Source organism: Campylobacter sp. IFREMER_LSEM_CL2256 (genome assembly GCF_025771645.1).
Classification (GTDB): Bacteria; Campylobacterota; Campylobacteria; order Campylobacterales; family Campylobacteraceae; genus Campylobacter_D.
Window position 1 is genome coordinate 1 of record NZ_JAKMQQ010000001.1, and the last position, 20,789, is coordinate 20,789.

Annotated in this window: 22 protein-coding genes; 4 read left to right on the forward strand and 18 right to left on the reverse strand. The window is 30.0% G+C overall.

The genetic code is table 11. The features are described 5' to 3' along the window. From L8U00_RS00005 to sstT, 17 genes are all read right to left on the reverse strand, one after another. Window positions 1-1,779, reverse strand: a 1,779-nt coding sequence (locus L8U00_RS00005; protein WP_263708077.1) for a peptidoglycan D,D-transpeptidase FtsI family protein, incomplete at its 3' end; no start/stop codon positions are given. Between the two features lie 3 nt (window positions 1,780-1,782). Beyond that, window positions 1,783-2,076 (reverse strand): flagellar hook-basal body complex protein FliE, encoded by a 294-nt coding sequence (gene fliE, locus L8U00_RS00010; protein ID WP_039668591.1) that lies wholly within the window; start codon window positions 2,074-2,076, stop codon window positions 1,783-1,785. A gap of 3 nt (window positions 2,077-2,079) precedes the next feature. Continuing rightward, window positions 2,080-2,574 carry a flagellar basal body rod protein FlgC gene (gene flgC, locus L8U00_RS00015; RefSeq protein ID WP_039618718.1) on the reverse strand — a complete coding sequence of 165 codons (495 nt, stop codon included), beginning with the start codon at window positions 2,572-2,574 and terminating at the stop codon, window positions 2,080-2,082. Window positions 2,575-2,584: 10 nt separating this feature from the next. Next, window positions 2,585-3,016, reverse strand: coding sequence for a flagellar basal body rod protein FlgB (gene flgB / locus L8U00_RS00020; RefSeq protein ID WP_039668590.1), 432 nt, complete (start codon window positions 3,014-3,016; stop codon window positions 2,585-2,587). A gap of 92 nt (window positions 3,017-3,108) precedes the next feature. Beyond that, window positions 3,109-3,750, reverse strand: coding sequence for a leucyl/phenylalanyl-tRNA--protein transferase (gene aat, locus L8U00_RS00025; protein WP_263708078.1), 642 nt, complete (start codon window positions 3,748-3,750; stop codon window positions 3,109-3,111). Continuing rightward, window positions 3,725-5,854 carry an AAA family ATPase gene (locus tag L8U00_RS00030; RefSeq protein ID WP_263708079.1) on the reverse strand — a complete coding sequence of 710 codons (2,130 nt, stop codon included), beginning with the start codon at window positions 5,852-5,854 and terminating at the stop codon, window positions 3,725-3,727. The genes aat and L8U00_RS00030 overlap by 26 nt, the downstream gene beginning before the upstream one ends. Beyond that, window positions 5,851-6,144 carry an ATP-dependent Clp protease adaptor ClpS gene (locus L8U00_RS00035; RefSeq protein ID WP_039618711.1) on the reverse strand — a complete coding sequence of 98 codons (294 nt, stop codon included), beginning with the start codon at window positions 6,142-6,144 and terminating at the stop codon, window positions 5,851-5,853. The genes L8U00_RS00030 and L8U00_RS00035 overlap by 4 nt, the downstream gene beginning before the upstream one ends. Further along, window positions 6,128-6,745 (reverse strand): thioredoxin domain-containing protein, encoded by a 618-nt coding sequence (locus L8U00_RS00040; RefSeq protein WP_214134719.1) that lies wholly within the window; start codon window positions 6,743-6,745, stop codon window positions 6,128-6,130. The genes L8U00_RS00035 and L8U00_RS00040 overlap by 17 nt, the downstream gene beginning before the upstream one ends. Before the next feature lie 13 nt (window positions 6,746-6,758). Next, the gene (gene smpB, locus L8U00_RS00045; RefSeq protein WP_039628564.1) at window positions 6,759-7,214 is read right to left on the reverse strand and encodes an SsrA-binding protein SmpB; all 456 of its coding nucleotides are present in this window, start codon (window positions 7,212-7,214) and stop codon (window positions 6,759-6,761) included. Then, window positions 7,214-7,969: a 4-(cytidine 5'-diphospho)-2-C-methyl-D-erythritol kinase gene (locus L8U00_RS00050; protein WP_214099127.1), complete on the reverse strand. Its 756-nt coding sequence runs from the start codon at window positions 7,967-7,969 to the stop codon at window positions 7,214-7,216. Before L8U00_RS00050 ends, smpB begins: the two co-directional genes overlap by 1 nt. Next, the gene (csrA, locus tag L8U00_RS00055) at window positions 7,966-8,193 is read right to left on the reverse strand and encodes a carbon storage regulator CsrA (protein ID WP_012661763.1); all 228 of its coding nucleotides are present in this window, start codon (window positions 8,191-8,193) and stop codon (window positions 7,966-7,968) included. The genes L8U00_RS00050 and csrA overlap by 4 nt, the downstream gene beginning before the upstream one ends. Further along, window positions 8,187-9,005, reverse strand: coding sequence for a tRNA pseudouridine(55) synthase TruB (truB, locus tag L8U00_RS00060; protein WP_263682077.1), 819 nt, complete (start codon window positions 9,003-9,005; stop codon window positions 8,187-8,189). The genes csrA and truB overlap by 7 nt, the downstream gene beginning before the upstream one ends. Beyond that, entirely contained in the window at window positions 9,002-11,065 is a 2,064-nt protein-coding gene (locus L8U00_RS00065; protein WP_039618696.1) for a UvrD/REP family helicase, read from the reverse strand. The genes truB and L8U00_RS00065 overlap by 4 nt, the downstream gene beginning before the upstream one ends. Beyond that, a complete protein-coding gene (locus L8U00_RS00070; RefSeq protein WP_263708080.1) occupies window positions 11,062-11,508 on the reverse strand; it encodes a hypothetical protein in 447 nt (148 codons plus the stop codon). Before L8U00_RS00070 ends, L8U00_RS00065 begins: the two co-directional genes overlap by 4 nt. Continuing rightward, window positions 11,501-13,222: a M3 family oligoendopeptidase gene (locus L8U00_RS00075; RefSeq protein ID WP_263708081.1), complete on the reverse strand. Its 1,722-nt coding sequence runs from the start codon at window positions 13,220-13,222 to the stop codon at window positions 11,501-11,503. Before L8U00_RS00075 ends, L8U00_RS00070 begins: the two co-directional genes overlap by 8 nt. 4 nt (window positions 13,223-13,226) lie before the next feature. Then, window positions 13,227-14,105 (reverse strand): aspartate carbamoyltransferase catalytic subunit, encoded by an 879-nt coding sequence (locus L8U00_RS00080; RefSeq protein WP_263708082.1) that lies wholly within the window; start codon window positions 14,103-14,105, stop codon window positions 13,227-13,229. Between the two features lie 9 nt (window positions 14,106-14,114). Further along, on the reverse strand, window positions 14,115-15,341 hold the full coding sequence (gene sstT / locus L8U00_RS00085; protein ID WP_263708083.1) for a serine/threonine transporter SstT: 1,227 nt from the start codon (window positions 15,339-15,341) through the stop codon (window positions 14,115-14,117). Window positions 15,342-15,471: 130 nt separating this feature from the next. Here sstT and metK point away from each other — a divergent pair, with 130 nt between their 5' ends. Then, window positions 15,472-16,665 carry a methionine adenosyltransferase gene (gene metK, locus L8U00_RS00090; protein WP_263708084.1) on the forward strand — a complete coding sequence of 398 codons (1,194 nt, stop codon included), beginning with the start codon at window positions 15,472-15,474 and terminating at the stop codon, window positions 16,663-16,665. Window positions 16,666-16,675: 10 nt separating this feature from the next. Here the strand turns inward: metK and L8U00_RS00095 are convergent, their stop codons facing one another. Then, a complete protein-coding gene (locus L8U00_RS00095; RefSeq protein WP_263708085.1) occupies window positions 16,676-17,998 on the reverse strand; it encodes an apolipoprotein N-acyltransferase in 1,323 nt (440 codons plus the stop codon). Between L8U00_RS00095 and yajC the strand changes: the two genes are divergently transcribed. From yajC to secF, 3 genes are read left to right on the forward strand one after another with little or no spacing between them, the layout of a single operon-like run. Next, window positions 17,968-18,243: a preprotein translocase subunit YajC gene (gene yajC, locus L8U00_RS00100; RefSeq protein WP_012661754.1), complete on the forward strand. Its 276-nt coding sequence runs from the start codon at window positions 17,968-17,970 to the stop codon at window positions 18,241-18,243. The genes L8U00_RS00095 and yajC overlap by 31 nt on opposite strands. After that, window positions 18,236-19,816 (forward strand): protein translocase subunit SecD, encoded by a 1,581-nt coding sequence (gene secD, locus L8U00_RS00105; RefSeq protein WP_263663100.1) that lies wholly within the window; start codon window positions 18,236-18,238, stop codon window positions 19,814-19,816. Before yajC ends, secD begins: the two co-directional genes overlap by 8 nt. After that, complete coding sequence (secF, locus tag L8U00_RS00110; RefSeq protein ID WP_263708086.1) at window positions 19,816-20,787, forward strand: protein translocase subunit SecF; 972 nt, start codon at window positions 19,816-19,818, stop codon at window positions 20,785-20,787. Before secD ends, secF begins: the two co-directional genes overlap by 1 nt. Window positions 20,788-20,789 lie beyond the last annotated feature (2 nt).

Here is a 20,789-nt window from a genome sequence, read left to right on the forward strand (position 1 = left end):
AACAGGCTTTAAATAACTTTCTTTTATCATAAGATTTACTGTATCTTTAAACATAGGTAAAGCACTTTGTGCAGCATAATAGCTATAAGCTTTAGTAGGATTTCTCACCAAAACCCCTATGGTGTAATTGTTTTTCTCATCATTTGCAAAGCCAAAAAATGAAGCATTGTAGCGATTTGAAGTATAGCCTTTTCTCTCAGCAATCCTAGCTGTACCTGTTTTACCACCTATGATAATGCCTTGAGTTTGTGCTTTTTTACCTGTTCCTTTTTCTATAACATTGATTAAAATTTGTTGCATTTCTTTGGCAGCTTTACTTGAGAGAATTTTTTCTTTTTTAACTTCATCATCAAGTTTTATTAAGCGTCCATCTTGATAAAATTTATTTGCAATTTGCGGTGTGATATAAATTCCATCATTGTTAAATACATTATAAGCAGCTAGAAGTTGCATAAAAGTTGTTTTTAAACCATAACCATAGCTTAATACAGATTTTTCTACTTCTCTTAATCTTTTTGGATTTGGTATTTCTCCTTTTTGCTCATAAGGAAGATCAATACCACTTCTTTCTCCAAAACGAAAAATTCTAAGTCCTGAGATGATTTCAAGATTACTTAATCTTTGGGCGATTTTAATCATGCCGACATTTGAAGAGTAGGTGATAACTTCTTCCATGCTCATTTTATCTTTTTTATGATCATCGCGTATGGTAAAACGACCAAGTTTATATTGACCACCTTGGGTGTTGATGATTTCGTTGACTTTGATTTTATCAAGCATTAAAGCAGTGGTAAATATAAAAGGCTTTATAACAGAACCTGCTTCATAGCCATATTCTATCGCGCTTGCATTAAGCACAGATAGATCTTTTCCGCGATTTTGCGGATCATATCTTCTTGAGCTAGCAAGGGCTAAAATTTTCCCACTTTTACTTTCCATAATTGCAACTATAATTTCATTAGCTTTTAGATCTTCATTTCTTTTATCAATAGCCTTTTCTAAGCCTTTTTGAAGTTTTAGTGAAATATTTAAGTATAAATTGCAACCATCTATTTTACGCTTTTCATAAGAGTGTAAATTTAAGATAATATTGCCACCTATATCTCTTAAACCTTGGATTTTTGCATTTTGTAAAGGGCTTAAGCATTCATTGTAGTATTTTTCTAAGCCTTTTATGCCGACATTTTTAAAAATTTCGCTTTTTTCATCCATATAAGTTCTTGTGTAGCCTATGATAGGAGTAAGTGAGTCTTTTGGCATATATACACGATCTTCTTTGTGTTCTATGATATCAAGTCCTCTTGTTTCAACTCTGCCATTGTTATTTGTAAAAGACTTAAAAAAACCTTGAGTATAAAGCTTTTTAGCTAATTCTTTTAAATAACTTGCATCTTTTGAATTAATATCTTGGAGTAAAATAAAATTATAACTTCTTCTTTTTTTTGCAAGCATTCTTTTTTTGATATCTTGCATTTGCTCATCGCTTGCACCACTATAAATTTGAAAAAGCGTTAAGAATAATTCTTTTTTATCAGGATTTAAACTTCTTAGATCAATCTCTGCTCTATAAATTTGCCTACTTGAAGTTACTGTAAAATTATCGCTTGTGATGATATTACCTCTAAGAGCGGAAAAATATTGTTCTTTTTGGGTATTTGGTATATGGCGTTTTGAGGTTAGAAAAAAAGTAGAAAGTAAAAACAAGGCCATAAAAAACAGAGCCATACAAAAAGCAAAAGCTACCTTTGAAACTCTATTTCTAATGGTGTTTGAAAGCATATATTAAATTTGAGTTCTTGAAATTTCTTTATATGCGTTTATAGCCTTATTTCTAACTTCAAGCATAAATTTCATACTTGATTCAGCTTTGCTAATAGCAATTGCTGCTTGGTGTAAGTCTTTTACTTCACCTGTTGCGATGTCTACCATAGCAGCTTCAGCTGTTTCTTGAGTTTTATTAAGGTTGTTAATAGAATTTTTTAATAAGCTTGAAAATTCATCACCTATATTATTTGAGTTGTTATTATTTTTATTGTTAACATTGTTAAATTGATTTATACCATTAATAGTGTTCATTTATTAACCTCTTAGTAAATCTATCGCACTTTGTGCTATGGTTTTAGTGCTTGTAAAAGCGCTTACATTTGCTTGGTAAGCTCTTGTTGCTTCTATTAAATCGGCCATTTCAATGACAGGGTTTATATTTGGAAAAGCAACATAACCTTGTTCATTCGCATCTGGATGAGATGGATCAAATTTCATACGAAAATCTTTATCATCTCTTACAACCTTATCAACTACTACGCTCATTATAGCAGGTTTTGCATCTTTTTGCGAAGCAGGATCATTTAAAGGATTTTCATATTCTAAAAAATTATTATCTTTAGCGATTTGTTTATTTAGTAATTCATTAAAATCAGTCGCTTTAAAAATTACTTCTCTTCTTCTATATGGACCGCCTTCTGCTGTTCTGGTAGTGTTTGCATTAGCTATATTTGAGCTAATTACATTCATTCTAAAGCGTTGAGCGCTAAGTCCGTATCCGCTAATATCAAAATCACTTAAATAAGCCATTGTTTTTCTCCTAGCCTAATTTAGAGCTTGTTTCTATGATGGTTGAAAAAATATTACTTTGTCTTCTTAAAACACCATCTAAAGCAGTAATCATCATAGTATTTTTACTCATTTCAGTAGTTTCTACATCAAGATCTACTGTATTTGCATCATTTCTTGCTAAATGCCCATCTCTTAAATAAATGGTTGATTTATTAGGATCTGGAAATTTCCAAGGTTTTTGATGATTTGCATTTGTACTTGCTAATTCAAGCTCTTTGGTATCTTTCTTTTTAAAAATTTCATTTGCTCTATTAACTAAAGCAGTTTCAAATTCTATATCTCTTGCTTTATAAAAAGGAGTATCAACATTTGCAAGGTTAGAATTAATCATTTGACTTCTTAGGTTTCTTCCTGCTAAAGCATCAACAATAAGTTCTTTTGATTTAAAAGGGCTTATCATAGTTTTTCCTTTAAAATAAAGCTTTTATAGACTAAAAGCAAAAATCATTCCAAAATATTTATGCAATTTTGTTTATCTATAAGTATATCTTTTTATAGTAAATTTTTGAAATTTTTAAAGCCACTTTCAAGCGAAACTTTTTTTTCTAGTGTTTTTAAAAAATCTTTTTTTGTCATTTCTTTAGCACCCATAAATTTTAAATGCTCATTAGGCACTTGACAATCTATTAAAAAATCATATGGTTTTAAAAGCTTACAAAGTCTTATTAGGGCTACTTTTGAGGCATCTTTTTTAAGACTTATCATGCTTTCACCAAAAAATATTTTGCCTATGATAAGTCCATATAAACCACCGATTAAAACATCATTTTCATAAACTTCAACACTATGAGCTAAATTTTGCTCAAAAAGCTTTGTATAAACTTGTATAAATTCTTGACTTATCCAAGTTTTTTTTCTTTTTGCACAATGACTTATAAGCGAGTTAAAATCAAAATCAAGTCTTATTTCATAAGTTTTTAAAGCTTTTTTTATACTTTTTTGTATGCGCACTTCATCAGGTAAAAGCACCATTCTAGGAGAAGGGCACCACCAAGTAACAGGATTACTAGTCCATGGAAAAAGCCCTAGGCTATAAGCATGAGGTATAAAATCTACTTCTAGTTTTTCACTAATAAAAACAGGCGCATCATCAGGGCTTTTTAAAAGTTTAGAATACAAATTCGATTTTTTCATTTTTGGAAAGTTTGAGTTTTAATTTGCCACCATTTTTTAATTTTCCAAATAAAATCTCATCGCTCAATCTTTCTCCTAATTCTTCAGCAATAATGCGTTTTAATAATCTTACTCCAAAATCTTTATTATTAGTTTTTTTAGCAAGAAATTCTTTTACTTTTTTATCAGCTTCTATGGTGATATTATTTAAATTTTTTGCCATTAAATCTAGCTCTTTTTGGACGATTTGTTCTAAAATTTCTTGACTTAAGTCGTTAAAATGAATGATTTTATCTATACGGTTGATAAACTCAGGCGCAAAAAAATCTTTTATGGCTTTATTACTTTTTTCTTTATCACTGCTTAAAAAACCCAGCTCATTACTTTCTTTGAGACCTAAATTTGAAGTCATAATGATAATGGTGTTTTTAAAATCAGCTTTTAATCCACTATTATCCGTTAAACTTGCATTATCAAAAATTTGTAAAAAAGTATTAGTTAAATCAGGATGAGCCTTTTCTATTTCATCAAATAAAACTACGCTAAAAGGATTTTTTCTAATACTATTACTAAGCAAGCCACCATCTTCATAGCCCACATAACCTGCTGAAGTTCCTATGAGTTTGCTCACATCATGTTTTTGTGAGTATTCGCTCATGTCAAATCTTTCAAGATTAAGGTTTAAAATTTGTGCTAAATTTTTAGCAAGTTCGGTTTTACCAACCCCGCTTGAACCAGTAAATAAAAACACGCCTTTTGGGGTATTTTTACCTTTTAATCCTGCATAGCTTTGTTTTAAAATAGAACATAAAGCTTTAATAGCTTCATCTTGTCCAAAGATGTTTTGTTTTAAATCATGCTCTAAGTTCTTAAGAATTTTACCTTGATCACTTTCATAAATTTTATGAGAATGTGTCATTCTTGCTAAAGTATTTTCTAAGTCTTTTACTTTTACTATTTTTTTACTTTTTTTATCTTCTAAAGCAAAGCTTGCGCCAAGCTCGTCGATTAAATCAATCGCACTATCTGGTAAAAATTTATCATGTAAAAATTGTTTTGCTAGTTTTATACTTGTTTGTAAAATTTCATCACTGATTTTGATTTTGTGAAAATTTTCGTATTTGCTTTTTAAGCCTTGTAAGATCAAAAAACATTCTTCTTCACTTGGTTCATCTATGTCAATTTTTGCAAATCTTCTACTTAGAGCTTTGTTTTTATCAAAGGTATTTTTGTATTCTATAAAAGTAGTTGCACCTATGCATTTGATGTTGCCATTGCTTAATGCAGGTTTTAATAAATTTGACATATCTGCATGACTTTCATTGCTTGCGCCAGTTCCTACTATGGTGTGAATTTCATCTATAAATAAAATAGCATTAGGGATATTTTCTAATTCTTTAATGATATCTTTTAGTCTTTTTTCAAAATCACCTCTGTATTTTGTCCCTGAAAGCAAGCTCGCCATATCAAGACTATAAATTTTTGAGTTTTTTAAGTGTTTTGGCACTTTTTCTTCAGCTATAGCTAGTGCTAGCCCATCTATAACAGCGCTTTTACCAACACCTGGTTCACCAACTAAAATAGGATTATTTTTCTTACGACGGCTTAGAATTTGCATCATTCTTTCAAGTTCAAATTTCCTACCTATAACAGGATCGATTTTGCCTTTTTTTGCAAGTTCAACTAGCTCTATGGTATGGGTTTTTAAATTTTCAAATTCAGCATTTTGTAACAATTCTTTTATTTTTTCTTCTTCTATTAGGTGTTTTTTTAAAATATTATAAGAATAAGCTTTTTCTTCTTTGCAAAGTGCGATGATAAAATCAATCACACTTGTTTGGTTTTTTGCATTTAGCTTGTGCAATATATTTTCCAAGATTACAGAAAAAATAGGTTCTATTTCTTTTTTTAAAATTTCGTTATTTTTAGCCAAGTAGTTTTTTAACTCATTTTCAAAGCCTTGTAAATCACCATCTCCGATTTCTTCAAGTAGATTTTTAAAATCATTGCTAAGCTTAACTAAAGCAAAAAGCAAATGCTCGCAAGTGATAAATTCATGATGATTGATAAAGCTTAAATGTCTTGCATTTGGTATAAATGAGTCAATTAGTTCTTTATATTTCATTGTTCTTCTATCCTTGTTTGGAGTGGAAAATCATTGTTTTTTGCTGCCGTGTCAACTTGCTGTTTTTTGCTAAGTGCAATTTCTTCTGTGTATATGCCACAAATTCCACTTCCTTGATGATGGATTTCAAGCATGATCGCACTTGCTTTTTCAAAATCATGATGAAAAATATTCATTAAAATTTCAATTACAAAATCCATGGTGGTAACATCATCGTTTAAAAGCAAAACCTTAAACATTTTAGGTTCTGCTAGTTTTTGTTGCTCTAAAATTTCACTTTTTAGACCCATTTAATATCCTATTAATATCTTCTTGCATAATCTCAGTAGAAACTTTTCCAAGATAATATTTCACATAACTTTTTGAGTTTTTATTCCAAAAGTCTGTTAAATCTTGATAAACACCATCTTTTAAAACTACTTTAAAAGGAAGTTGTTCCATGCTTTGATAGTTGATATCTTTTAAAGCTTGTGCGACAATTCTATCATTTTCTTTAGAATTGCTTAAAAAATAATATGCCCCATATTTAATAGCAAAATCTTTAACAGTTTGATCGCTTACATTTTCAAAATGACTAAGCCCTATGATGATAAAATTATCTGTATTTTTTTGCCATAAGCTTGTTAGATGGGTAGCTTCTTCTTGGCAAGGTGTGCAAAAGGTTCCAAAAAAATCAAACATTAAAATTTTATTCTCTTCGCCTTTTACCATAAAACCATTTTGTGTTCTTACTAAGGTTTTTTCACCACCATTGACACTTTTTAAAAGAATTTCATCACCGATTTTATACTCAGCAAATGCAAATTCGTTTTCGATTTTTTCTTCGCTTGAGCAAGCACTTATTAAAAATGCAAAAGCAAATGTAAAAAATAAATAAGCAAATTTTTTCATCAAAATCCTTTTTTTAATAATGATTTTTCATAGCAGCTCTTGCCTCAAGATCTGCTTGTTTTTTCTTTAAACTTTCTCTTTTATCGTGCAAGTTTTTTCCTTTGGCTAAGGCTATTAAAACTTTTACTTTATTTTTTTCATTAAAATAAAGTTCTAATGGCACTATAGTAAAACCTTGAGTGCTAATTTTACCAAAAAGCCTATCGATTTGCTTTTTATGCATTAAAAGTTTTCGCGCACCTTTTTCATCATGCTTATAAAAAGAATGTGTAGTACTAAGATGAGAAATATGAGCATTAAGTAAGAAAATTTCACCTTTGATAATACGCACAAAAGAATCTTTTAAATTTGCTCTACTAGCTCTTAATGCTACCACTTCAGAACCTTTTAAAACAATACCTGCTTCAAATTTTTCCAAAATTTCATAATCAAAAAAAGCTTTTTTGTTTTTTACTATAGTTTTTTTCATCATTTAGCCTTAAAAACTCCACTTCCACTTCCACTTAAAAAATAAGCTTCATCAAGAAAAGTTTGCATTTTAGGATAAATTTTTACACAAGGAGCAAATAAGTCATTTAAATCAGTGTTTTTATACTCTAAAATTTCACTTGTTTTGAGTGTTTTAAGTGTTTTGGCTAAATTTAAATTCGCTGTTAAATCATATGAGCTTTCATCAAATGCTTTATATACTTTTGCGCTTGAGCATTCAATAGCAGGAAAAGTAAAATCAAGTTGGCTAAAATCATCTTCAAAATATTCTACAATCTCGCCACACCCACTAACATTTGCACTATCATATCCACTTAAAAAAAAGATTAAATCAGAGCCGAGTTTTTGGCAGATTTGTTCAAGTTGTTGTTGGTTGAGTTTTAAATTTAAAGCTTCGTTGATCATAAGTAAAAATGTCACCGCATCAGTGCTACTTCCACCAAGGCCTCCACCTATGGGAATATTTTTGATAAGCTTTAAACTTTTGTCTTTAAAAAATTCATTTAATTCATTAGAAAATCCTAAATTTTCTAATTCTTTATAAGCTTTGTGTATGATCGTATCTTGGGTAAAATTTCCAGTGATTTCAAATCCTTCTTTTGTTTTTTCATCACTAAAGCTTAATTCATCAAAAATATCTTTTAGTAAAACAAAGCGTGATTGTAATAAATGATAAGATCTTGAATCAATTCCTATGATTTTTAAAAAAATATTAGCTTTTGCGTAAGCTTTCATTTTTTAAGCTTTTTACTCAGATCATCAAGTTTTATCGTTTCATCGCTAATTGCATGTAAATTTTCACTTTTTACTTGCTCGATAAGCTCTTTACGTAGTATCATTAAAGACTTTGGTGCTTCGATGCCTATTTTAGCATAGCCTTTGCCCGTTTGAACTACTTTAATTTCTATATCATCTCCGATTTTTATACTTTCATTTTCTTTTCTTGATAAAATTAACATTTTAATACCTTATTTAAATAATATTGCACTTGATTATCTTGGATAGAAATGATAGAAAAAAAATCTTTTTCTTCTAAAATATAGCTACCTTCTTCTTGAATTTCCAAATCGTCCAAAAATATTTTTTGTCCATTGTGTAATTTTTGGGGGTATTTTATCGTATTTTTTCTAAGATTTAAATAAGCTAAAGGATTTAACTCTTTTTCATTTTCGTAAAAAAACTTTCCCTCACTTAAGCGCTCTAATGAGCTTAGCGTGGCTTTAATACCAAGTTTTCTGGCAAATAATTCACAATAAGAGCGTATATAAGAACCCTCACTAACTGCTATTTCTATGGTTAAAAAGGGGTGGTTATAGTGTAAAATTTTAGTATAAAAAATTTCCATAACGCAGGGTTTTAAATTGACTTCAAAACCTCTTTTTGCAAGCTCGTAAGAGCGCACTCCATCTATTTTTTTTGCACAAAATGCGGGTGGGGTGTAGGTGATTTTACCTAAAAGTTCATTTTTAATTTGTTCTAAAACTTTCTCTTCAAAAGCATTTATAAGATTGATTTCTTTGATATTTTGATTATCAAGGCTTAGTGAATGCACGCCTAGCCAAAGCGTTGCTTTGTAAACCTTTGGATTTTTATCAAAAAAGCGAAAAAGTTTTGTATATTGATCAAAGGCTATGAGTAAAACACCTTTTGCAAAAGGATCAAGTGTTCCTGAAAAACCTGCTTTTTTATTTTTATATTTTTTCTTGAGTTTGCCTAAAAAAGCATTAGAGCTCATTCCGCTTGGTTTGTAAGCTACAAAAAGCTTATTCATATCACTTTTTCCACAAAACTTGACATTATCATTCTTTCTATGCCTCCAAAATTAATCGTGAGTTTTTCTTCAGCACCTATTTTACTTACCCCAGTGACTCTACCTATGCCAAAAATTTTATGTTTGATTAAATCGCCTTTTTTGTAGCAATTTTTTTGATGATCTAGTGTTAATTCTTTTTTGATTACATTACTCTCGCCAAAAAATCTACTTTTTTCTAATCTTGTGCGACTTCCTTTGTAAAATCTAGAATTAGCATAGCTTAGATAAAGTTTTTTCTTGGCTCTAGTGATTGCTACATAAGCAAGTCTTCTTTCTTCTTCTATATTGCTTGATTCGCTAGTAAGTGGGAAAAATCCTTCTTCTAAACCTATAATAAAAACATAATCAAACTCAAGTCCTTTGCTTGCATGAATACTCATAATACAAATACTTTCTTTATCAAGTCCATCTTGCTCATTAAGTAAAGAAATTTCATTTAAAATATCATCTAAGCCATTATAATTTCCATGAGTGATTTTATCTTTTAAGTTAGCATAAAGTTCATCTATGTTTAAAAGTTTATCTTCGCCTTCTGGGTTATCTTTATAAAATTCTTTGATTTTAAATTCTTCTTCTAAGGCTAAAATCATTGCAAGTAAATCATCTTTTTCTTTGATTTTGTGTATGCTTAGTATGAATTTTTCTAATTCTTTGTCTGTTTTTTTGCTAAAAAATCCACTTCCTTGCAAAGCACATAGACTTTCAAATAAAGACAAATGATTTTCTTTGGCATAATTTTCTAGCTTTTCTAAACTTGCATTACCAAAGTTTCTTTTAGGGCGGTTGATAATGCGCTTAAAAGAATAATCATCATTTAAATTTGAAAGCAATCTTAAATAAGAAATAATATCTTTAATTTCAGCTCTTTCATAAAAACGAATTCCACTTAGCAATTTAAAAGGAATTTTTTCTTTGCTAAAAGCTTCTTCAAGAGCACGAGATAGGGCATTTACTCTATAAAGTATGGCTATTTCACTAGGATTAATCCCTGAGTTTAAAAGTTTTGAAACTTCTCTTGCAACCTTAAAACTTTCAATTTTCTCATCATCATTTTGTAAAATTGTGATTTCTTCACCTTCATCTTTGGTGCAAATTAAAGTTTTTCCTAGTCTTTTTCTATTATGCTCTATAAGCTCATTTGCAGCTTGTAAAATAGCGCTAGTTGAGCGGTAGTTTTGCTCTAGTTTGACTAATTTTACATTATTAAATTGCTCTTTGAAATTTAAGATATTTTCTATTTTAGCCCCACGCCAACCATAAATACTTTGATCATCATCGCCCACCACGCAAATATTTTCATGAGACGTGCAAAGTTTTTTTAGAATTTGATATTGCAAGGCATTGGTATCTTGATACTCATCTACTGTTATATAAGTATATTTTTGACTTTGCTCTTTTGCAAATTGTTCATCTTCTAAAATTTTATTAGTTAGCATGAGCAAATCATCAAAATCCATAAAATTATTTTGGATTAAAAAATGCTCATATTGCTCATATAAATGAATGATTTCTTCGTAATTTTTGTTTTTTTCATCTTTTAAAAATTCTAATTCTTTGCGTATTTCTTGAGCGCTTTTGCTTTGATTTTTAAAATTTGAAATATAAGCACCTATGCTTGCTAAAGAGCTTTGCAAATTTTCGCTAGCTAAATCTTTTAGTATTTTCTTTTTATCATCTGTATCAATAATGACAAAATTATTTGCTCTATTAATTCTTTCGCTATAAAGTCTTAAAAATAACAAGCCAAATTTATGAAAAGTACATAAAAGGGGATTGTGTAAATTTTGATCTTGTAAAAGTGCTAAGGCTCTTGTTTTCATTACATTAGCAGCTTTATTTGTAAAGGTTAATGTGAGGGTATTTTGCGCAGGAATACCTACATGGTCGATTAAATAAGCAAGTCTAGTGGTAATGGTTTTAGTCTTTCCGCTACCTGCACCTGCTAGTATCAGCATAGCTCCATCAATATGCATGATAGCTTCTTTTTGGCTATCATTTAAACCTTCAAAAAAACTCATTTTTTAAATAAATCTTTATTGTTGGGATTATTTAAAAAAGCATTCATGGATTTTTCTTTTAATTTTTGATCATTTTGCTTTTTGAAATAGTTTGAAAAATTAACAAAAATGATATTATCTTCAACTTGAATTTGAGTAATTGCCCCTAAATCCACTTTCACAAAGGTTGCAAAATCATCAGGCCCAAAACCTGCATGAAATTCTATATGTTCATTTGTTAAAACTATGGATTTAAAAGTATAACCACCAAGTGCAAAAAGACAATAAGGATTTTTACTCACTACATCTAATTCTGGTGGCAAAGGAGGTTCGAGTGTAACAAATTTAGTATTTACAATGATATTAAACTCAATATTCTCTTGAGTTAAAATTTGCAAACATTCATAAATGCTTTTTTGCATTAAACTTATAAAATTTCTATTATTTAAAATTTTATCAATCATTGCTTAGCCTTAAAAATTCATCTACTAGTATTCTAACTTGCTCTAAGCCTATATTCCAAAACTCATCACTTTCTATATCAAAGCCAAACATAGCTACAAGTTCTTTTGGGCTTTTACTTCCACCGCTACTTAAAAACTCAATATAAATTGAGGTAAAATCAGTACATTTACCACTTTTGTATAGACCATAAAGCGCTAAAACTAAAAGTTGTGCATAAGCATAAGCATAGCAGTAAAATGGAGAGTGTATAAAATGCGGTATATAAGAATACCAAAGGCCATAATTTTTGGTTAAAACTACGCTATCTTGAAACATTTTTCTTGATTCTTCAAGCCAAATTTCACTTAGTTCTTGAGCGCTTAGCTCTTCTTTTTTAGCATGAAATCTGCGTTCAAAAGTAGTAAAATTAATCTGTCTATAAAGAGTAGCAAAAATATCTTCTATTTTTGCTGCATATAAAGATAAAAGCTCTTCTTTGTCTAAATTTTCTTTAATGTAATCAAAAATCAACATTTCTGCAAACACTGAAGCAGTTTCTGCTGTAGTTAGAGGTGTATCTTGATTTAAAAAACTTACTTTATAAGAAAGTTTTTGATGTATAGTGTGACCTAGCTCATGTGCTAGGGTGAAAAGATCACGTCTTTGGTTGGTATAGTTTAAAAGTATGAAAGGATGGCTTAGTGGTGTACTTGAGTGGGAAAAAGCACCGCTTTGTTTAAATTCTTTAGGGTAAACATCGATCCAATTATTCTCAAAAGCTTCTTTTGCTATCATATAAAAATCTTTAGAAAATTTTTCAAAGGCTTTTAAAACTATATCTTTTCCTTGATCAAAATCAACTTGCATTTCCTTTCCAATAGGCGCATAACGATCATAATCTTTTAGCTTTTTATATCCTAGAATTTTTTTCTTTGCATTATAAAATTTAGAAACAATATCAAAGCTATTCTCGCTAGCACTAATAAGCGCATCAACACTTTTCTTAGAAATTTGATTTCTTATATGTCTTGGAGTTTCAGGACTTTCATAGGATCTTAACTCGCAAATACTAGCAAGTTCACTTTTAATCATATTGAAAATATATACTAAAAGTTTGTTTTGCTTTTTTAAGGTTTTACTAAAGCATTTTGAAGCTTTTTTTCTAATGCTTCTATCTTTATCATAAAGCTTGCTTAGAATTTCTTCCTCGCTTAATTTTTGCCCTTCAAAATTAAATTTTAAAGCACTAAAGGTTTCATCAAATAATCTTGCAAATGCATCTGAGCCTGTACTTGATAGAGCCAGGATAATTCTTTCTTCTTTTTTAGAAAGATTGTGTTTTTTGTGTTTGATAAGATTGTTTAAATAAAACTCATAATCTTTGCAAAATGTGATGAAAGTTTTGCTTTTTTCTTCTTTTAATTCGCAAAATTCAAGGTCAAAAAATAAAAGATTTTCTTCTATTTTTTTACTTAAATTTTCATATTTTGCATAAAAAGCACCTTTGGTGGTATCTTGTGCAAAATTTAAATACACATAGGTTAGTATGTGAGAAAGTTTTAAGATTAATTCTTCATAATTTTTTAAAGCCTGTAAGAATTGCTCATTGTCTAAACTATGAAGATTATTTTCATATTGTTTTTTAAATTCACAAGCTTCTTCTTGGGTTTTTTGTAAAAAAAGATTTAATTCTTGCTCATCTTTAAATAACGTACTTAAGTTCCAATTTTGCATGATTTTAGCTTTCTAAAATGAGTTTTTTTAATACAGCCATTCTAATGGCAACACCATTTTTAACTTGAGTTAAAACCTTACATCTTTTATCAGCCATTACTTCATCGCTAATATCAATGTTTCTATGCACAGGACCAGGATGTAGGATAATGAGATTTTTATCTTTTATTAAATCTTTACTAATGCAAAAATCATTTGCATAATCTTTAAGCGATGCATAGGTTGGAATATTGTGTCTTTCAGTTTGTGTTCTAAGACTCATGATAATATCTACATCATCAATGACTTCTTTTAATTTATTTGTTTTTTTAATAGGATAATTTGGCATAAAATGAGGCGGGGCTACTAGGGCGATATCAATACCAAAACGAGGCAATAATTCTAAATTTGAAGCAGCAACGCGCGAGTTTTTAATATCTCCTACTATTGCTATTTTTTTACCTTTTACATTATAATCAAAATGCTCCATTATAGTAAAAAGATCAAGTAAGGCTTGGGTAGGATGAGCATGTTTGCCATCGCCTCCATTAACTATAGGACAATGAGTATAATTTGCTAAAGTGTGAGGCACACCTGAGTTTTTGTGTCTAACTACAATAGCACTTGGTGCCATTGCATCTAAATTCGCAGCAGTATCAAAAAGTGTTTCACCTTTACTTGAGCTACTTCTTGAAACATCTAATTTTAAAACTTTAGCACCCAGTCTTCTTGCAGCTGTTTCAAAGCTTGATTGGGTGCGTGTTGAATTTTCAAAGAAAATTGTTGTAACACTTTTTCCTTCTAAAAATGTACGTGGTTTTTCATCTAAAAATTCTTTTGCTTCTTTAAATAAAGCCAATATTTCATCATTGTTAAAATCTTTTGTAGTGATTAAATGTCTCATAAGCCCTCCTTAAATTTTTAAATTAAGCTCATTATCTGAACAAATGGCACTAAATAAAACGTCCGTTGAGCTATTTAAAGCTGTTTCAACGCTATCTTGAATAACCCCTATGATAAAACCAACCGCAACTACTTGCATAGCTATGTCATAATCAATATTAAACAAAGAGCAAGCAAGTGGTATAAGTAAAAGCGAGCCTCCGGCAACCCCGCTAGCTCCACAAGCTGCAAATGCAGCTAAAACACTCAAAAGCATAGCTTGTAAAAAATTGATTTCAATACCCACTGTGTGAGCTGCTGTAAGACTTAATATAGCAATGGTTACAGCTGCTCCTGCCATATTAATCGTAGCTCCTAGTGGAATGGAGATACTATATAGGTTATTGTTGATATTTAATTTAGAGCAAAGTGCCATATTTACAGGGATGTTTGCTGCAGAACTTCTTGTGAAAAATGCAAAAACAGCGCTATGTTTTAAACAAATAAAAATCAAAGGATAAGGATTTTTCTTTGTATAGGCAAAAACAATTAAAGCATTAATCACAAAGGCTACAAAAAACATAGTTAAAACTAAAATTATTAATAATTTAATATAACTTAAAAGTCCTGCTGCTCCTGTTTGGGCAACTGAATTTGCTACAAGTCCAAAAATTCCAAAAGGAGCAAGCTTGACTATAAATTTAACGATTTTTAACACACCTTCGTTGATATCGGTAAAAAGTTGTTTTGCGTCATTTGAGCAATGCCTTAGAGCAAAACCCCCACCTATAGCCCAAGCTAATATGCTTAAATAATTTCCTGAAGATAAAGCATGGATAGGATTATCTACTATTTGAAAAAGTAAGGTTTTAAATACTTCGCCTATGTGTGCAGGGCTTGTAGTGGAAGCTTTTTCAATATCGGTTAATACTAATTCTACGGGAAAGACAAAGCTTATACTAACTGCGCTTAAAGAAGCTAAAAAAGTTCCAAATATATATAAGAAAATGATATGTTTTATTTTTTCGCTTCCATGATTAAATTCTTTTGTGCAAATAGTTGTTAAGATTAAGATAAAAACCAAAATCGGTGCTATGGCTTTTAAAGCTCCTGTAAATAAAGCACCAAAAATATTTGCAAAAATAGCTAAATCTTTAGAAAAAACACCTACTAAAATTCCTAAAATAATACCTATGCAAATTTGTAAAATAAGATTTCCATCTTTATAGCGTTTGATTGCACAAGAAAATAAACTCATTTTTTACCTTTTTTTGTAGTGATAAATTTTTAATTTATTCTAACAAAGTAAAGCTTAAATAAGCTTTTTTATTTTTAAGCTAGCTTATGTTAAAATAAAGCTAGAATTTTTATGATAAGGAATATAAAATATGTATTTGTTTACTTCTGAAGTTGTTAGTGCAGGACATCCTGATAAATGTGCTGATATTATAGCTGATTCTATAGTGGATGCTTTTTTAACTCATGATAAAGATTCAAGGGTTGCTAGTGAGGTTTTTGTAGCAGGAAATAAAGTAGTAATTGGTGGTGAGATTAAATCAAAACATAAACTAGAAAAACAAGATTATGAAAATATTGTAAAAAAAGCTCTAGCAGATATTGGTTATAATGGGCATCCACATTTTAGCAAAAAACAATGTTTACATCCTGATGATTTAGATGTAATGGTATTTTTAAATGAACAAAGTCCTGATATCAATCAAGGTGTTGATCAAGAAGATGGAGAAATTGGAGCGGGTGATCAAGGGATAATGTTTGGTTTTGCAAGTAATGAAGCAAAAGAATATATGCCAGCAGCTATTTCTTATGCTAGAATGCTTTGTGATAAAGTATATGAGTTTGCAAAAAACAATCCTGATAAACTTGGAGTGGATATTAAAACTCAAGTGACAATTGATTATGTAAATAAAGAAAATTTTGAAAATTGTAAACCTCAAAGCATCCATACTATTGTAGTTTCAGCTCCTTGTGTTGAAAGTATGAAAATAGAAGATCTAAGAGCTTTGGTGATGGATTTGATTTTAGATTCAAATTTGCCAAAAGAACTTTTTTGTCCGGAAAAAACAAGAATTTTAATCAATCCAACGGGAAAATATGTAAATCACAGCTCGTTACATGATAGTGGTTTAACAGGAAGAAAACTTATAGTAGATAGCTTTGGTGGTTATGCTCCAATAGGCGGAGGAGCACAATCTTCTAAAGATTATACTAAGGTTGATAGAAGTGGGCTTTATGCAGCAAGATGGCTTGCTAAAAATATCGTAGCCGCAGGTCTTGCTAAAAAATGCATAGTGCAGCTTTCTTATGCTATAGGTGTAGCTAAACCAACTTCTGTTAGTGTGGATTGTATGGGAACAAACACAAGATTAAATGATGATATTTTAAGTGATTTTGTAATGAAAACTTTCCCATTAACTCCAAATTGGATTAAAAATAAATTCAATCTTGATAAACCAAGTAAAGATACTTTCATGTATGCTGATGTAGCTGCTCGTGGTCAAGTAGGTCAGGCTGATTATCCTTGGGAAAAATTGGACACTCTTGATGAATTTAAAGCATTATAAAATGAAGCTTTTAAGCTTCATTTTGCTTTAAAAGTTTTTCTTTTATCTTTAAAATCAATATCTCTTTTGGTTTAATTACAGCATTTTCTTTTCCATTAACTGCATGATATATACTCACATTATAATTATTTGCATAAAAACGCATTAGAAAATTTTGTAATTTATACTCACTTGAAAAATTAAACCAAGCATTGTTTGAAATAGCGATGATGATTTTTGAGTGTTTATAAAGTTTTTCTTTTGTAGCTTCAAAGCAGATAGCATTAGTGATGAGTTGATTATTTAGAGTGTATTGATTTAATTCCTTTCCTTTTGAAAATTCATCAATATTTAAAAGATATTTTTTAAAAAAGTTTTTAAATATAGGAATTTCTTCCCCAAAAGGTACAAGATAGTGTTTGTTAAAAACTTGTATGTTGCCATTGTCAAATACATAAGTGCTATTGTATAGATGATTAGGTGTGGTACTTATAGCACCTGTGATGATGATGATTTGTTTTGATAAATCTTTTAAAGCTTGTAAATAACTTGGAGCTTTATTTAAAGCAAAGGCAAAAGCTGTTTCAGGAAAAACAATTACTTCTTTACCTTCTTTTATGGCCTGATTGATTTGATAAAATATATCTTTAGAATGAGTGTGTAAATTTTCTTGTATGAATTTTTGATCTTGGGAGATATTAGTTTGAATTAATTTATAGTCTAAATTTAGTGTTTGTGGTTGTTTTTGATTATATTGAGCTCCGATTAGAATAAGGATTAAAATGATTGCTATTTTATAATATCTTGAAATGTATTTTTCATAATAAAAATAAGCAATCAAAAACATAGCTATAATGCCTTGATAACTTGCATCAAAGATTCCATATACACTTAAAACACCCCAATTTAGCCAATCAAATCCAAAAGGATGAACAAAACTAAGTAAAAAAATCCCACAAAGCCTTAAAAAATCATATTTAAGAAAAAAACATACCAAAAATAATAATCCATAAATTAATCCGATTAAGATAATTTCTAAAGGAATTAAATAAGCTAAATCAAAATAAATTGATGATAAAGCTATCCACCAAAACCATAAAATTCCTACAAAAAATCCGGTATAAAAATATCCTATTTTACTTTTATTTCTTAGCAATAAAATCAAACCATATATACTTAAAAATGGTGAAATAAATTCAAAAAGTAAATTTTCAAAAAAAGAAAAATAAATAAAATTTGACAATAAAAGTGCAGAAAAAAAGGCTTTTATTATTTTAAAAGTGGTAGAATTAGAATTTATGAACTTTAAAAAAAGGGGAAGAAATGGCAGAAAACGGAAATATTTGGACTTCATTGTTGCCTCTCATTGTGCTTTTTGCGATTTTTTATTTTTTGGTTATCAGACCACAGCAAAAACAAGCAAAAGACCACAAATTAATGGTTTTATCTTTAGAAAAAGGAGATAAAATCATCACAAATGGTGGGATAATTTGCGAGGTGGTAAAACCAGAAGAGGATTTTATCAAAGTTAAGCTTAATGATGAAAATGTAGTTGTAAAAATTTCTAGAGATTTCATAGCAAAGAAAATTGATGCGTAGTGGAAAAATTACTTATAGAAGTATCATTTTCTTTGTAGTTTTTCTTATAGGATTAATTTTTTCCATACCTTCTTTTATGCAAACCCAAAGTGGTGCTAAGATCAACCTAGGACTTGATTTGCAAGGTGGTTTGCATATGTTATTAGGTGTAGAAGTAGAAGAGGCGGTTAAATCAAAGGTTAAATCCATAGCCTCTTCTCTTAGTTATTCTATCAATAAAGAAGATATTATTGTTGATAAAATCAAAGTAAATGATACTAGTATTGAATTTAGTTTATTAGATGAAAATGATATAGCTAAGGTTGATTTGTTGTTAAAAGATATTAAAGGCTTGGCTATTACACACGAAAATTTACACTACACACTTTCTTTAACCCAAGAAGAAATTAAATTAACTCATGAGCAAGCTATTTTGCAAGCTGTAGAAACCATTAGAAACAGACTTGATCAATTTGGCCTTGCAGAGCCAAATGTAGCAAGATCAGGTGAGGATAAAATTTTAGTCGAACTTCCAGGTATTAAAACTGCTGCAGATGAGGCTAGAGCTAGAGAACTTATTGCAAAAGCTGCACATTTGCAATTAATGGAAGTAGATGATGTTAGAATGGATCAGGTAAATAATCTTACTCCAGCTCAAGCTGCTGAATATGGAGACTTGATTTTTGAAGATGCAAAAAATCCTCAAATTAAATATCTAGTGAAATCTATACCTATTCTTGATGGTTCTATGCTAACAGATGCAAAAGTAGGTTTTGCGCAAAGTAATAATCTTCCTGTTATTAATTTTACCTTAAATTCAGAAGGTGCTAAAAAATTTGGAGACTATACAGGAAATAATGTAGGCAAACGCTTGGCTATAGTTTTAGATAATAAAGTATATTCAGCTCCAAGAATTAATGAAAGAATAGGCGGGGGTAGTGGTCAAATTAGTGGTAGCTTTACTGTAGAAGAAGCTCATGATGTGGCCATTGCTTTAAGAAGTGGGGCACTTTTAGCACCGGTTAAAATGCTTGAAAAAAGAAGTGTTGGACCATCTTTGGGTGCTGATAGTATTAAAATGAGTATGATAGCCCTAGCAGGTGCTTCTATATTAGTTATTGCATTTATGGTGATGTATTATGGTATAGCAGGAATTTTTGCTAATATTGCTTTAGTGGCAAATATTTTAGTGATTATTGCTGTAATGGCTATGTTTGGTGCAACCTTAACTTTACCTGGTATGGCAGGACTTGTGCTTACTGTGGGTATGGCAGTAGATTCTAATGTTATTATTAATGAAAGAATTAGGGAGTTATTGCGAGAAGGTGCTAGTATAAGGCAAAGTGTTGAAAATGGTTATAAGCACGCAATGAGCGCGATTTTAGATTCTAATATTACTTCGCTTATTACTTCAGTGGTGCTTTATGCTTATGGAACAGGTGCGGTAAAAGGTTTTGCGGTGACTTTAAGCATTGGAATTTTAGTTTCAATGATTACTTCTATTGTTGGAACTCATGGTATGTTTGAAATGTTTATGAACCGTATGGAAAAAAGCAATAATACAAGATTATGGTTTGGATATAGGAGACCTTAATGCAATTTTTTAGTCAAAAACATGTTTATGATTTTATGAGAATGAGATTTGCAGCCATCTCTTTGTCTTTTATTTTATTTTTTGGTTCTATTTTTGTCCTTTTTACTAAGGGTTTGAATTTTGGTATTGATTTTACCGGTGGAACTTTGGTACAACTTCAATATGAGCAAAAAGCACCCTTGGCTGAAATTCGTAAAGCTTTATCTATAAATGAAAATTTAAAAGGAGCTAGTGTTACCGAATTTGGTAGTGCCAATGAAGTGATTATTCGTTTTTCAGGAAGTAGCGATAACTTGGGAAGTGATATTGGAGTAAGTATTGCAAATTTGTTAAAAGATACAGGTAAATTTGAAGTGCGCCGCGTGGATGTAGTAGGTCCAAAAGTAGGAGATGAACTGCGTAATAAAGGTCTTATGGCGGTTGGAATTTCTTTGATTGCTATTTTGATTTATTTGGCAGTGAGATTTGAATGGCGTTTTGCTATGGCTTCTATTGTGTGTGAAATTCATGATATAGTCATTACTTTGGGTGTTATTGCGTTATTTGAAATAGATGTAAATTTAGATATTTTAGCGGCTGTTTTAACCGTACTTGGGTATTCTTTAAATGATACGATTATTATTTTTGATAGGATTAGAGAAGGTGTTAAAACAAGTAAAAATTCAAAACTTGATTTAATTATCAATGAATCAGTTTCAGCTACTTTATCAAGAACTACTTTAACAACGGGTTTAACTTTAATTACTGTTGTAGTGCTTTATTTCTTTGGTGGATCTATGATAGAAGGTTTTGCTCTAACTATGATAGTAGGTATTGTAGCAGGTACTGCAAGTTCTATATTTGTAGCAAGTCCAGCACTTTTATGGTTTAATTTTAGTGTTGCGCAGTATCGTCAAAAAGAATTAGAAAAAGTTAAGAAAAAACAAGAAAAAGAGAAATTAAGAGCGATGTATGAAAAAGGAACAGTGTAAAA

Excerpts from the sequence above, each read along its gene's own strand:
- fliE (WP_039668591.1), bottom strand. The coding sequence starts at position 2,076 with ATGAACACTATTAATGGTATAAATCAATTTAACAATGTTAACAATAAA.
- flgC (WP_039618718.1), bottom strand. The coding sequence starts at position 2,574 with ATGGCTTATTTAAGTGATTTTGATATTAGCGGATACGGACTTAGCGCT.
- flgB (WP_039668590.1), bottom strand. The coding sequence starts at position 3,016 with ATGATAAGCCCTTTTAAATCAAAAGAACTTATTGTTGATGCTTTAGCA.
- aat (WP_263708078.1), bottom strand. The coding sequence starts at position 3,750 with ATGAAAAAATCGAATTTGTATTCTAAACTTTTAAAAAGCCCTGATGAT.
- L8U00_RS00030 (WP_263708079.1), bottom strand. The coding sequence starts at position 5,854 with ATGAAATATAAAGAACTAATTGACTCATTTATACCAAATGCAAGACAT.
- L8U00_RS00035 (WP_039618711.1), bottom strand. The coding sequence starts at position 6,144 with ATGGGTCTAAAAAGTGAAATTTTAGAGCAACAAAAACTAGCAGAACCT.
- L8U00_RS00040 (WP_214134719.1), bottom strand. The coding sequence starts at position 6,745 with ATGAAAAAATTTGCTTATTTATTTTTTACATTTGCTTTTGCATTTTTA.
- smpB (WP_039628564.1), bottom strand. The coding sequence starts at position 7,214 with ATGAAAAAAACTATAGTAAAAAACAAAAAAGCTTTTTTTGATTATGAA.
- L8U00_RS00050 (WP_214099127.1), bottom strand. The coding sequence starts at position 7,969 with ATGAAAGCTTACGCAAAAGCTAATATTTTTTTAAAAATCATAGGAATT.
- csrA (WP_012661763.1), bottom strand. The coding sequence starts at position 8,193 with ATGTTAATTTTATCAAGAAAAGAAAATGAAAGTATAAAAATCGGAGAT.
- truB (WP_263682077.1), bottom strand. The coding sequence starts at position 9,005 with ATGAATAAGCTTTTTGTAGCTTACAAACCAAGCGGAATGAGCTCTAAT.
- L8U00_RS00065 (WP_039618696.1), bottom strand. The coding sequence starts at position 11,065 with ATGAGTTTTTTTGAAGGTTTAAATGATAGCCAAAAAGAAGCTATCATG.
- L8U00_RS00070 (WP_263708080.1), bottom strand. The coding sequence starts at position 11,508 with ATGATTGATAAAATTTTAAATAATAGAAATTTTATAAGTTTAATGCAA.
- L8U00_RS00075 (WP_263708081.1), bottom strand. The coding sequence starts at position 13,222 with ATGCAAAATTGGAACTTAAGTACGTTATTTAAAGATGAGCAAGAATTA.
- L8U00_RS00080 (WP_263708082.1), bottom strand. The coding sequence starts at position 14,105 with ATGAGACATTTAATCACTACAAAAGATTTTAACAATGATGAAATATTG.
- sstT (WP_263708083.1), bottom strand. The coding sequence starts at position 15,341 with ATGAGTTTATTTTCTTGTGCAATCAAACGCTATAAAGATGGAAATCTT.
- metK (WP_263708084.1), top strand. The coding sequence starts at position 15,472 with ATGTATTTGTTTACTTCTGAAGTTGTTAGTGCAGGACATCCTGATAAA.
- yajC (WP_012661754.1), top strand. The coding sequence starts at position 17,968 with ATGGCAGAAAACGGAAATATTTGGACTTCATTGTTGCCTCTCATTGTG.
- L8U00_RS00095 (WP_263708085.1), bottom strand. The coding sequence starts at position 17,998 with ATGAAGTCCAAATATTTCCGTTTTCTGCCATTTCTTCCCCTTTTTTTA.
- secD (WP_263663100.1), top strand. The coding sequence starts at position 18,236 with ATGCGTAGTGGAAAAATTACTTATAGAAGTATCATTTTCTTTGTAGTT.
- secF (WP_263708086.1), top strand. The coding sequence starts at position 19,816 with ATGCAATTTTTTAGTCAAAAACATGTTTATGATTTTATGAGAATGAGA.